This window comes from Tardiphaga sp. (assembly GCF_025356345.1).
Lineage (GTDB): Bacteria > Pseudomonadota > Alphaproteobacteria > Rhizobiales > Xanthobacteraceae > Tardiphaga.
Window position 1 is genome coordinate 1 of the sequence record NZ_JANXTC010000006.1, and the last position, 11,908, is coordinate 11,908.

At 63.5% G+C, this 11,908-nt stretch carries 11 protein-coding genes; 9 read left to right on the top strand and 2 right to left on the bottom strand.

The window, feature by feature from the left end; translation table 11 throughout:
- From Q0S16_RS00130 to Q0S16_RS00155, 6 genes are all read left to right on the top strand, one after another.
- On the top strand, positions 1–1,633 hold a 1,633-nt coding region (locus Q0S16_RS00130; RefSeq protein ID WP_295843713.1), incomplete at its 5' end, for a molybdopterin cofactor-binding domain-containing protein.
- 58 nt (positions 1,634–1,691) lie between these two features.
- Complete coding sequence (locus Q0S16_RS00135) at positions 1,692–2,945, top strand: ABC transporter substrate-binding protein (RefSeq protein WP_295843716.1); 1,254 nt, start codon at positions 1,692–1,694, stop codon at positions 2,943–2,945.
- A gap of 52 nt (positions 2,946–2,997) precedes the next feature.
- Positions 2,998–3,882, top strand: coding sequence for a branched-chain amino acid ABC transporter permease (locus Q0S16_RS00140; RefSeq protein ID WP_295843718.1), 885 nt, complete (start codon positions 2,998–3,000; stop codon positions 3,880–3,882).
- A gap of 12 nt (positions 3,883–3,894) precedes the next feature.
- Positions 3,895–4,881, top strand: coding sequence for a branched-chain amino acid ABC transporter permease (locus Q0S16_RS00145; RefSeq protein WP_295843722.1), 987 nt, complete (start codon positions 3,895–3,897; stop codon positions 4,879–4,881).
- On the top strand, positions 4,878–5,639 hold the full coding sequence (locus tag Q0S16_RS00150; protein ID WP_295843724.1) for an ABC transporter ATP-binding protein: 762 nt from the start codon (positions 4,878–4,880) through the stop codon (positions 5,637–5,639). The genes Q0S16_RS00145 and Q0S16_RS00150 overlap by 4 nt, the downstream gene beginning before the upstream one ends.
- A 3-nt stretch (positions 5,640–5,642) precedes the next feature.
- Positions 5,643–6,344, top strand: a complete 702-nt coding sequence (locus tag Q0S16_RS00155; protein WP_295843726.1) for an ABC transporter ATP-binding protein — start codon at positions 5,643–5,645, stop codon at positions 6,342–6,344.
- Between the two features lie 213 nt (positions 6,345–6,557).
- Here the strand turns inward: Q0S16_RS00155 and Q0S16_RS00160 are convergent, their stop codons facing one another.
- Complete coding sequence (locus Q0S16_RS00160; RefSeq protein ID WP_295843727.1) at positions 6,558–8,075, bottom strand: CoA-acylating methylmalonate-semialdehyde dehydrogenase; 1,518 nt, start codon at positions 8,073–8,075, stop codon at positions 6,558–6,560.
- Positions 8,076–8,179: 104 nt separating this feature from the next.
- On the opposite strand from Q0S16_RS00160, the gene Q0S16_RS00165 reads away from it, so the two are divergent.
- Positions 8,180–9,109 carry a LysR family transcriptional regulator gene (locus tag Q0S16_RS00165; protein WP_295843729.1) on the top strand — a complete coding sequence of 310 codons (930 nt, stop codon included), beginning with the start codon at positions 8,180–8,182 and terminating at the stop codon, positions 9,107–9,109.
- Between the two features lie 30 nt (positions 9,110–9,139).
- On the opposite strand, the gene Q0S16_RS00170 is transcribed toward Q0S16_RS00165, so the two are convergent.
- Entirely contained in the window at positions 9,140–9,937 is a 798-nt protein-coding gene (locus Q0S16_RS00170; RefSeq protein ID WP_295843731.1) for an alpha/beta fold hydrolase, read from the bottom strand.
- Here Q0S16_RS00170 and Q0S16_RS00175 point away from each other — a divergent pair.
- Both Q0S16_RS00175 and Q0S16_RS00180 read left to right on the top strand, forming a co-directional pair.
- Positions 9,863–10,699, top strand: a complete 837-nt coding sequence (locus Q0S16_RS00175) for a GntR family transcriptional regulator (RefSeq protein ID WP_366517790.1) — start codon at positions 9,863–9,865, stop codon at positions 10,697–10,699. The two genes, Q0S16_RS00170 and Q0S16_RS00175, sit on opposite strands and share 75 nt — an antisense overlap.
- A 13-nt stretch (positions 10,700–10,712) precedes the next feature.
- Positions 10,713–11,908: aldehyde dehydrogenase family protein (locus Q0S16_RS00180; RefSeq protein ID WP_295843733.1), on the top strand; the 1,196-nt coding region annotated here is incomplete at its 3' end.

Consider the following 11,908-nt stretch of genomic DNA (forward strand, 5'->3'; position numbering starts at 1 on the left):
CGTGGTATGCAAGGATGTCGGCGGTTCGTTCGGCATCAAGGTGCATATCTATGCCGACGAGATGGCGACTTACGCGCTGTCAAAGCTGCTGCGCCGCCCGATCAAATTCGTCGCTGACCGGGTCGAAAGCTTCAACACCGACATCCACGCCCGCGACCACATCTGCAAGGGCCGCATCGGCGTCAACAAGGATGGCACCATCACCGGCTTCGAGATCGACGATCTCACCGGCATCGGGCCGTATTCGATGTATCCGCGCACCAGCGCGATCGAGGCCAACCAGGTCGTCAATCTGGTCGGAGGTCCCTATACCGCAACGAATTATCGTGCCCGCGCGCGCGTCGTGTTCCAGAACAAGAACGTCACTTGCCAGTACCGCGCGGTCGGCCATCCGATCGCCTGTTCGGTGACGGAGGGGCTGGTCGATCTGGCGGCGCGCCGGATCGGCATGGACCCGGTCGCCATCCGCCGCAAGAATTTGATCGCTGACGACGCCTATCCCTGCGCCTCGCCCTCCGGCATGAAATTCGAGGCGCTGTCGCATCAGGCCTCATTGGACAAGCTGTTCGCGATGATGGATTACGACGCGCTGCGCGCCGAGCAGGCGACCTTGCGCAAGATCGGCATTTATCGCGGCATCGGCCTTGCCAGTTTCATCGAGGTCACCAATCCCGCCGCGGCATTCTATGGCGTCGGCGGCGCGCGGATCTCGTCGCAGGACGGCGTTACCGTGCGGCTCGACGCCACCGGTGCCGTGATCTGCCAGACCAGCCTGACCGAACAGGGCCAGGGCTCGGAGTCGCTGACGGCGCAGATCGTCGGCAGCGTGCTCGGCGTCTCCATGAACAAGGTGCGGGTCATTCTCGGAGACACCGACAACACGCCCTATGGCGGCGGCACCTGGGCGTCGCGCGGCGCCGGCATCGGCGGCGAGGCGGCGCTGCAATCCGCCAAGCTTCTGCGCAGCAACATCCTCGACGTCGCCGCGGCGATCCTGCAGGCCCGACCCGGCGATCTCGACATTGTCGACAACGCCGTGGTCGACATGGCCGGCGGCGCGCAGCGCATCGAGCTTCATGAACTGGCGCGGATCGTCTACTTCCGGCCGGACACCTTGCCGCCGGGCTTCCAGGCCGAGCTGATGGCGACGCGCCACTTCGTGCCGCGCGATTATCCCTTCGCCTTCACCAACGGCGTGCAGGCCTCCTGGCTCGAAGTTGATCCCAACACCGGCTTCATCACGCTGCTGAAGCACTGGGTGGTCGAGGATTGCGGCACGCTGATCAATCCGCAGCTGGTCGACGAGCAGATCCGCGGCGGCGTGGTGCAGGGGCTTGGCGCCGCCTTGTACGAGCACTGCATCTACGACGATCGCGGCCAGCTCACCAACGCCAACATGGCCGACTATCTGGTGCCGATGTCCGGCGAGATGCCGGATATCGATATTGGTCACGTCGTGTCACCGACGATGGAGACCGAGTTGGGCGCCAAGGGGGCGGGCGAGGCTGGTACCGCCGGCGCCGCCGCCTGTGTCGCCAACGCCGTCAATGACGCGCTGTCGCCGTTCGGCGTGACCGTCACCGAAATTCCGCTGACGCCGCGGCTCATCCTCACCGCGCTGGGACTAGCCTGACACGACGACGACCAAGCTGATCACAACGACAGCAATAAAAACGCCAAGGGAGACACACATGACCAAGAAGACCCCGACTACCGCACAGGTAACGCGGCGCCGCCTGCTGACGACCGTGGGCGCTGGCGCTGTGCTGGCGGTCTCGCCGTTTCGCATCAATCTGCTGCAGGCCCAGGAAGCGACCATCAAGGTCGGTTTCCCGGTGCCGCTCACCGGGCCTTACGGCACCGAGGCGCAGGATCAGGTCCGCGCCGCCGAGGTGGCGATCGCCGAATTCAACGAAGGCGGCGGCCTTAACGGTCGCAAGGCCGAGCTGCTGGTGCGCGACGACAAGCTCAATCCCGGCGAGGCTGCGACGCGCACGCTGGAGCTGATCGAGAAGGAGAAGGTCAATTTCATCGTCGGCAGCCTGTCGGCCGCCGTGCAACTCGCGGTCAACAATGTCACCAAGGAGCGGCAGATCATCTTCAACTCGATCAGCCAGTCCGATACCATCAATGAAGCCTCCGACTTCAGCAAATACACATTTCACGAGGCCCTGAACCCGCATCTGACGGCGGGCGCGGTCGGTCGCTACGCGTTTCCGAAATTCGGCAAGAAGGTCGCCTTCCTCACCGCCGACTATGCTTATGGCCACGAAATGGTCCGTGGCTTCCAGGAAGCCGGCAAGGCCTTTGGCGTGGAGACCCTCGTCGACATCCGCCATCCGCTTGGCACCACCGACTTCTCGGCGCTGTTGCCGCGCATCCAGGCGCTGAAGCCGGATATCCTGTGCATCAGCAATTTCGGCCGCGACCAGCAGATCGCGCTGAAGCAGGCGACCGATTTCGGCATGAAGAAGTCGATGAAGATCATCGTCCCGATCATGCTCTACACCGGCCGCATCGCCGCCGGACCGCAGGCGTTCGAAGGCGTGATCGGCGGAACCTCCTATTACTGGGGAATCGAGGACAAGATCGCGTCCGCCAAGGCGTTCAACGATCGCTTCCGCAAGATGCATGGCGGCAAGGTGCCGTCGGACTACGGCGCACTAGGCTATGGCGGCGTCAAGACGCTGCTGATGGGCGCCAGGGCCGCCGGCAGCCTGGAGGCCGACAAGGTGATCGCCGCGATCGAGGCGCTGAAATACGACTACTATAAGGGCCCGCAATATTATCGCGGCTGCGATCATCAGTCGGTGCAGTCGGTGCTGATCATCGAATCCAAAGCGAACCCCGCCAAGGGCGATGCCGACGTCTTCAGCGTATTGGAGACCGAGGCGCCGAACGACGCCAATCTGCGTTCCTGTGCCGCCCTCGGCCACAAGGCCTGAAGCTGATGGATGCGCGCCCATGTCGGGCGCGCATCGCCTTTGGAGGAATGCGATGGCCGGCCTGAGTTTTGATCTGATTGCGTTGCAGCTGTTTACCGGGCTGGCGCTCGGCGCGATCTACGTGCTGTTCGCCATAGGCCTGTCGCTGATTTTCGGCATGCTGACCGTTGTCAATTTCGCACATGGCGCGTTCTATATGATCGGCGCCTATGTCGGGCTGTTCCTGCTGTCACTGGGCGGCAATTTCTGGCTCTGCCTTATCGCCGTGCCGTTGATCGTTGGCGCCAGCGGGATGGTCGTCGAGCGTTTCCTGATCCGCCCGCTCTATGGCCGCGGCATCGACTATCCGCTGCTGCTGACCTTTGGCCTCAGCTACATTATGGTCGAACTGATCCGCATTGGCTTCGGCAAGAGCGGCTACCCGTTCGATACGCCGGAACTGTTGCAGGGCGCGGTCAATATCGGCGTCGGTTATTTCCCTCTGTATCGGCTGTTCGTCATTGCCGCCGCCGTCGCCGTGCTGCTGGCGCTGTGGCTGTTTCTGGAGAAGACCAGCTTCGGCCTGATTATCCGCGCGGGTGCGCGCGATCCGCAAATCGTTCGCGTGCTTGGTGTCGACGTCGGGCGCGTCTGGCTCTACGTGTTCGGGATCGGGACCGCGATTGCCGGCCTCGCCGGATTGCTGGCCGCTCCCCTGCAGGGCGTGATCCCCGAAATGGGCGCCAATTTGCTGGCGGAGGCCTTCGTGGTCACGGTGGTCGGCGGCATGGGGTCGATCGGCGGCGCGGTGCTCGCCGGCCTTCTGGTCGGCGTCGTCGTCAGCATGACCTCGCTGTTCGCGCCGGAAATGGCGAAGGTCTCGATTTTTGCCCTGATGGCGGTGGTGCTGCTGATCCGTCCGCAGGGCTTCTTCGGCCGTGCCGGGCTCATGAGCTAAGGTCGAATGTCCATGAATGAAATGTCCCGGACGCTGGCGCAGGCCGGCGCCGAACCGCGCAACTGGTTCGAAACCGCGAAGCGTCATCGCGCGTTGCTCGCCAGCCTGCTGGTGCTGCTGTTCCCGCTGGTGATGCCCTTCACCGCGCTGGCGGTGAACATCCTGATCTACGGGCTTTACGCGCTCGGCTTCAACCTGCTGTTCGGCTATCTCGGGCTGTTGTCGTTTGGCCACGCGGCGCTGTTCGGTACCGGCGCCTATCTCTGTGGCATCGCCATCGTGCATCTTGGCATGCCCTGGTACGCTGCCATCGCGATGGGTATTCTAGGTGGCGCGGTGATGGCGGCGGGGATCGGCGCGCTGGCGATCCGCACCCGCGGCATCTACTTCGCGATGGTCACCATGGCGCTGTCGCAATGCGTGTTCTACCTGTTCTACCAGGCCGAGCGCTGGACTGGTGGCGAGAACGGGCTGCGCGGCATCAATGTCCGCATTATCGATATCTTCGGCCTGAAGTTCGACTTCATCAATCCGCTGACGCGCTATTACGTCGTCGCCGCCTTCGTGATCGGCGCGCTGTACGTGCTGTCACGGATCCTGGCGTCGCCGTTTGGCGCCGTGATCGAGGCGGTGCGCGAGAATGAGGCGCGGGCGCGGGCGTCAGGCTATAATGTAACGCTGACCCGGTTGCTCACCTTCATTCTGTCCGGCGCGTTCTGCGGCCTTGCCGGTGCCCTGGCTGCCCTCCATCTGTCGATCGTGCCGATCGAAATCCTGCACATCGAAACCTCCGGCATGGTGGTGATGATGTCGCTGCTGGGCGGCATGGGCACTTTCTTCGGGCCATTCGTCGGCGCCGCCGTGTTCTTGCTGCTGGAAAACCTGGTGTCACTGTGGACCGTCCACTGGCAGCTGATTGTCGGCGCCGTGTTCGTCGTCTGCGTCCTGTTCTTTCCGGCTGGAATCTGGGGGACGATCTTGAAGAGGATCAAGCCATGACCGCGGCGACCTCCCAAATCATCATGCGTACCGAAGGCGCCAGCAAGGTGTTCGGCAATTTCAGGGCGCTGAACAACATCACCGCCGAATTTTCCAGCGGCGCGATCACCTCCATCATCGGGCCGAACGGCGCCGGCAAGAGCACCTATTTCAATTTGCTGTCGGGCGCGCTGCGGCCGAGCAGCGGCAAGGTCGAATTCGAGGGACGCGACGTCAGCCGGGTGGCGCAACATGAATTCGCGCATATGGGCATCGCCAAATCGTTCCAGATCACCAACGTGTTTCCGCAACTGACCACGCGGGAAAATGTCCGCGTCGGTCTGCAGGCATTCGTGTCGCGCTACAACATGTGGCGCCCGCGCGCGAAATTGCCAGGGCTGGCGGACCGGGCCGATGAGTTGCTGGTGCTGGTCGGACTGGGCAACCGCCGTGACCGCGTCGCCCGGGAATTGGCGCATGGCGAGCAGCGCGCGTTGGAGATCGGCATGGCGCTGGCCAGCAATCCGCGGCTTCTGCTGCTCGACGAGCCGACCGCCGGCATGAGCCCTGAAGAGACGCGGGTGATGATGGACCTGATCGTCAAGCTGGCGCGCGAGCGCACGGTCATCTTGGTCGAGCACAAGATGAAACTGGTGATGGGAATCAGCGATCGTATCCTGGTGCTGCATCATGGCGAGTTGCTGGCGCAGGGCACGCCCAGCGAAGTCCGCCAGAATGAGCAGGTCAAGCGCGTCTATCTTGGCCAGCGGGAGCACTAGGCAATGTTGCGGGTTACCAAACTCAATGCCTGGTACGGCGCCAGCCATGTGCTGCAGGACGTCACGCTGGAGGTCAACAAGGGCGAGATCGTCTGCCTGATCGGCCGCAATGGCGCCGGCAAGACCACGACGTTGAAGTCGATCATGGGGCTGGTCAAGACCGGCGGGTCGACCGAGTTCAAGGGTAGGGAAATCCTCAGCGAGCCAGCGCATATGCGGTTCGCGCTGGGGCTTGCCTACGTTCCGGAGGAGCGGCGCATCGTGCAGGGCCTGACCGTGCGCGAGAATTTGCGGCTGGGCCTGGTCGCTTCGCCGACCAAAGCCAACGAGGTACATCTGATCGCCGAGATCGCCGAAATCTTTCCGCGACTGGCGGAACGGCTGGAGCAAGATGCCGTGACCATGTCTGGCGGTGAACAGCAGATGCTGGCCATCGCGCGCGCGATGATCGCCAAGCCTGATCTGATCATGCTGGACGAACCGTCCGAAGGCATCATGCCGGTGCTGGTCGACGAGATGTTCGAACTGTTTCGCAAGATGAAATCGGAAGGCACGACCATTTTGCTGGTGGAGCAGAATGTCGAGCTGGCACTGGCGATCGCCGACCGCGCCTATGTGCTCGACCAGGGCGAGGTGGTGCACCACGCCACCGCGGCCGCGTTGCTCGCCGATGAGGAAATCAAGGAGCGCTATTGCTCGGTGTGATGTGTATCATGCTCGTTGATCTTGGTCGGCCAGACGGTTGAGCTGTCGCGTCGGTTTGTCTGTCCATCATGATGCTGGTGGGGCATGCATGCACGCTCACGTCGCTAAAACAGGCCTCGTGGCATTTGAAGCCCGTCGCGACGGGGGCAACTCAGCTCGGTCCACGTCCGCAGGCGCTCAGAGCGTCTGCGGACTTCCTGCCGGTTCGGATGGTTATTTCGCCGTCGGCATGGCGAATTCCGGACCGTTCATGGTGCTTTCCGGCCAGCGCTGCATGATCGACTTCTGCCGCGTGTAGAATCGCACGCCTTCCTCGCCATAAGCATGGGTGTCGCCGAACAGGCTGCGCTTCCAGCCACCGAAGCCGTGCCACGCCATCGGCACCGGGATCGGCACATTGATGCCGACCATGCCGACCAGAATGCGGCGGGAGAATTCGCGCGCGACATTGCCGTCACGGGTGTAGCACGACACGCCATTGCCGAATTCATGGTCGTTGATCAGCTGGACGGCTTCGGCAAAATCTTTCGCGCGCACGCAGGACAGAACCGGTCCAAAAATCTCTTCCTTGTAGATCCGCATCGTTGAGGTGACGTGATCGAACAAGGTCGCGCCGGTGAAGAAGCCGTTCTCATGGTCCTTGACCTTGTGGCCGCGTCCGTCGGCCACCAGCGTGGCGCCTTCCTCGACGCCGATGCCGACATAGCCTTCGATGCGCTCGAGCGCCTGCCGGGTCACGACCGGACCCATTTCCGCATCGCTGTCCATGCCGTTGCTGATCTTCAGTTTCTTGATGCGCTCGGCCAGCATCGGGACCAGCTTGTCAGCGACATCGCCGACCAGCACGGCGACGCTGATGGCCATGCAGCGCTCGCCGGCGGAGCCGTAGCCGGCGCCGATCAGCGCGTCGGCGGCCTGCGACAGGTCGGCATCGGGCATCACTACCATGTGGTTCTTGGCGCCGCCCAGCGCCTGCACGCGCTTGCCATAATGCGAGCACTGCTCATGGACGTAGTGCGCGATCGGCGTCGAGCCGACGAAGCTGACCGCCGAGATGTCCGGGTGCCGCAGCAGCGCATCGACCACGCTCTTGTCGCCCTGCACGACGTTGAATACGCCCTTCGGCAGCCCGGCCTGGATCAGCAGCTCGGCCATGAACAGCGACGCCGAGGGATCACGCTCGCTCGGCTTGAGGATGAAGCAATTGCCGGCGGCGATCGCCACCGGGAACATCCAGCACGGCACCATCACCGGGAAGTTGAACGGCGTGATGCCGGCGACGACGCCGAGCGGCTGCCGCATCGTCCAGTTGTCCAAGCCGGTCGAGACCTGGTCGGTAAAGTCGCCCTTCAGCAGCTGCGGAATGCCGCAGGCGAATTCGATGATGTCGATGCCGCGCGCGACTTCGCCCTGCGCATCGCTGAACACCTTGCCATGCTCCGCCGTGATCATCGCCGCGAGCGTGTCGGTGTGCTCGTTCATCAGTTCCAGAAACTTGTTCATGACGCGAGCGCGGCGGATCGGCGGGGTGTCGGCCCATTTCGCAGACGCCGCCTTGGCGCTGGCGACGGCGGCATCGACGTCGCCCGTCGATCCCAGCGCAACATGGCGCGCGACGCTGCCAAGGGCCGGGTTGAACACCGGCTGGCGCACGGTGCCGGAGCTCGGCACAAGCTTGCCATCGATGAAGTGCGCGATGTCGTTGCTGGCGGTATAGGGCTGAACGGTCATGATTGGTCTCCGGAGGAAGTTCCGAGATTGCTATAGCCGGTCAGCCGGGTCGATTGTAGGCCAAACCATTAGACTTACCGTTCAGAATATTGAACAATTCAGTGATGAAAACGAAAAAGGTCGACGGGCTGTGGTCGCATGTGCACTGGCTGGGCGTGCTGTGCGATATGGGCAGTTTCACCGCCGCCGCCGAACGCCTCGGCGTCAGCAAGGCGGCGGTGAGCCACCGCGTCAGCGAGCTGGAGCAGGCGGCCGGGGTGCCGCTGGTGCGACGCACCACGCGCAGCATGCGCCTCACCGAAGCCGGTCAAAGACTGGTGGATACGACGCGCTCCGCCTTCTCGGAGATCGAACGTAATTTCGCTTCGGTGAGGGATCTCGCCGGCGCGCCGCAAGGGCTGCTGCGGGTCACCGTCCCGGTCGCGCTGGGGCGCCAGCAGATCGTGCCGCTGATCCCGAAATTTCTCGCGCTGTATCCCGGCATCCGCATCGAGCTGGAGCTGTCGGACCATTTGAGTTCGCTGGCGCGTGAGGGGTTTGATCTGGCGGTTCGCCACGTCGCCAGCGTGCCGGACACCCATGTAGCCTGGCGACTTTGCGCGACCAGTTCATTGCTGGTGGCCAGCCGGCATTATCTGCGCCGGCGCGGCACGCCGGCGGCGCCGGGCGAGCTCAGCCGTCATGATTGCCTGCATTATCTGCGTGGCAGCGTGGTGCCGACCTGGACGCTGGAGCCGCGCAAGGGCAAGGGCGAGAGGATCACGGTGCAGATCGCCGGCAGTTTCGCGGCCAATAACAGCGAGGCCTTGCGCGAGGCAGCCCTCGGCGGGCTGGGCATCGCGCTGGTACCGGATTTCAGCGCGCAGAACGATCTGCGCAGCGGCAAATTGCAGGTCGTGTTGCCGGATTGGCGCGTCGCCGGCGCTTTCGGTGATCAGCTATTCGCGATCCGGCCCTATGCGCCGCATGTGCCGCGCAATGTGCAGATGTTCGTGGCCTTCCTGCGCCAGCATCTCAGCGCAGGATTTCAATAACGGAACGCACACCTCGCCGCTTGCGCTGCGTCAGGCGGCGCGGGTCGCCGCGGCTCCCAGCAGAAACTCGTCGATGGCTTCTAGAAACGCATCCGGGGCCTGCAATTGCGGAACATGGGCGCAGCCTTTCAGCACATGCAGGCGGGCATCGGGCAGCAAGGCATTGAGCTCTTCCGACATCGGCGGTGGCGTGGCCTCGTCCTGATCGCCGACCATCACCAGCACCGGTACCGTCACCTTCGCTAATTCGGCCCGCAGATCGAGTCCTGCCAGCGCCATGCAGGCGGCGTGAAAGACATCGACGTCGGTGCGCAGGAAAGCGGCCTCGCGTTCGCGCATCAGGTCGGGATGCGCTTCCTGGTATTCCGGCGCGAACAGCCGCCGCATCGCAACCGGCGTGATCGCGGCCAGTCCCTTGCCGCGCGCGGCGGTGGCCATGTTGCGGAAGGCCTCGCGACCGGGCTCGGAAAAGGCCGCGCCGCAATCCGCCAGCACCAGGCGCGCGGCAATGCCGGGATGGCGGATGGCCATCTGCAGCGCGACGAAGCCGCCATAGCCGTTGCCCAGAACCATCACGTCCTGCCCTGCGGCGGCTTCGCGGACGCAGGCGGCCATCCGGTCGGCGACCGCCGGCAGGTCGCCATCGACCGCCTGTGAGGACCCGAAGCCCGGCAGTTCAGGGACGATGACGCGAAAATTTTTGGCGAGCGGTGGGACGATGCGGTCGAAACTGGTGCGGTCCGAGAGCAGCGAATGGAACAGGACCAGCGGCGGGCCGTCGCCGAAAACCTCAGCATTCACAGTCCCGTCGGCAAAAAACTGGTTCATCGGAAGCCCTCGCTGGTTCGTTTGCTGGCGTCAGTGATACGGGGATTTCCGGCAAGTTCAAGCCATTTCCTAGTTGACGTGATATTTCACGCGTGCCAGAAATTGGTAGGTAAATTGGATTTTACGATGCTTTTGCGCGACAATATCTACGATCTCTTGCGCGATGATATCCTGACCTGCCGCTTCGCGCCGGGTGATGATATGCGCGAGCAGGATCTCGCCGAGCGTTATGCGGTCAGCCGTCAGCCCGTGCGCGAGGCTTTGCTGCGGCTCGAGCGCGAGCACCTGGTGACAGTGCAGCCGCGCCAGGGCTACCGGGTCAATCCGATTTCACTGGGCGATGCACGCGACCTGCTGCGCTTTCGCCTCGCGCTCGAACCGGCCTGTGTCGCCGAGGCGATCGAGCACGCGCCTGCCGAGGTGCTGACGGCGCTGGACGAATTCCGGACCTTCGTCGGCAACCGCGAAGAGTTCATCACCTATAATCGCGCCTTCCATACCGCGCTGGCCTACGCCTCCGGTAACCGTCGCATGGCGGTTGCGGCCTGCGATCTGATCGGACAGGCCGACCGGCTGGTCCGCGTCAGCCTTGCCAATGTCAAAGGCCATGATCCCGCGCAACTCGTGGCCGAGCATGCCGATTTGATCGATGCGATGCAGCGCCGCGACGGCCGTGCCGCCGCCCGCATCATCCGGGCCCACATTCAAAAAACCGAAAAACGCGTTCTGCCGGCCTTGGCCAGGAATGCGATCATTATCTAAGGGAGCGTATACAATGAATATCCCCGCCAATCCGACGGCGCTCAAGGTCGAAACGCACAGCAACTTCGTCGACGGCAAGCAGATCGAGGCCGGCGACGGCACGCTGCTTGATGTGCGCAACCCCGCGACTGGAGAAGTCATCGCGAGGATTCCAAATTCGACGGCTGCCGATATCGACCGCGCCATGAAGAGCGCGCGCGTGGCGTTCGAGGGGCGCGAATGGGGCGGCATGGATATCCGCAGCCGCGCCCGGCTGGTCAACCGGCTGGCCGATGCGTTCGAGGCCAATCTCGACACGTTGTATCGCTTGGAGACGCTGAACAATGGCCGTCCGCTCAACGAGACGCGCGCCCAGCTCGGCCGTCTGCCGGATTTCTTCCGCTATTTCGCCGGCCTGGCGCTGTCGCGCCGCGACTCTGTGATTCCGGTCGAAGGCGACTACCTGAACTACACGTTGCGTACGCCGATCGGCGTCGTCGCCAATTGCACGCCGTTCAATCATCCGCTGATGATCATGTGCAAGTCGCTGGCCGCCGTACTGGCGTCGGGCTGCACCACGGTGGTGAAGCCCTCCGAATACACGCCGCTGACGACGCTGAAGCTGGCGCAGATCTTCACCGAGGCCGGGCTGCCGCCGGGCGTCTTCAACGTCGTGCTTGGCCTTGGCCAGAACGCGGGCAAGATGCTGGCTGAGCATCCTGACATCAACAAGCTGGTGCTGACTGGCGGCACCGAGGCCGGACGGATCGCCGGCGCCGCGGCTGCAAAAGTCTTCGCGCATCAGACCATGGAGCTTGGCGGCAAGACGCCGGTGATGGTGTTCGACGATTTCGACATCGACCAGGCCGTCAACTATGCCGCATTCGGTGCGTTCATCGGCGCCGGTCAGACCTGCGTCTGCGCCTCCCGGCACATCGTGCAGGACACGATCTACGACGAATTCGTCGAGAAGCTGCAGCGCAAGACCGAGTCGATCCGTATCGGCGATCCGTTTGATCCCGCGACGCAGCTCGGCCCCGTCATTTCGGCCAAGCAGCGCGACCGCGTGCTGATGTATTCGCGCTTTGGTAACGAGGACGGCGCGCGGCTCGTGACGGGTGGCGTGGCAGCCAGCGTGGCCGGCCATGAGGGCGGCTATTTCGTCAAGCCGACGGTGTTCGCCGATGTTCGTTCCGACATGCGCATCTTTCAGGAGGAAGTGTTCGGGCC

Bases quoted from the DNA above. Each gene is read 5' to 3' on its own strand.
- Q0S16_RS00170 (WP_295843731.1), bottom strand. From the start codon at position 9,937: ATGAACCAGTTTTTTGCCGACGGGACTGTGAATGCTGAGGTTTTCGGC.
- Q0S16_RS00140 (WP_295843718.1), top strand. From the start codon at position 2,998: ATGGCCGGCCTGAGTTTTGATCTGATTGCGTTGCAGCTGTTTACCGGG.
- Q0S16_RS00175 (WP_366517790.1), top strand. From the start codon at position 9,863: ATGGAACAGGACCAGCGGCGGGCCGTCGCCGAAAACCTCAGCATTCAC.
- Q0S16_RS00135 (WP_295843716.1), top strand. From the start codon at position 1,692: ATGACCAAGAAGACCCCGACTACCGCACAGGTAACGCGGCGCCGCCTG.
- Q0S16_RS00155 (WP_295843726.1), top strand. From the start codon at position 5,643: ATGTTGCGGGTTACCAAACTCAATGCCTGGTACGGCGCCAGCCATGTG.
- Q0S16_RS00165 (WP_295843729.1), top strand. From the start codon at position 8,180: ATGAAAACGAAAAAGGTCGACGGGCTGTGGTCGCATGTGCACTGGCTG.
- Q0S16_RS00160 (WP_295843727.1), bottom strand. From the start codon at position 8,075: ATGACCGTTCAGCCCTATACCGCCAGCAACGACATCGCGCACTTCATC.
- Q0S16_RS00145 (WP_295843722.1), top strand. From the start codon at position 3,895: ATGAATGAAATGTCCCGGACGCTGGCGCAGGCCGGCGCCGAACCGCGC.
- Q0S16_RS00150 (WP_295843724.1), top strand. From the start codon at position 4,878: ATGACCGCGGCGACCTCCCAAATCATCATGCGTACCGAAGGCGCCAGC.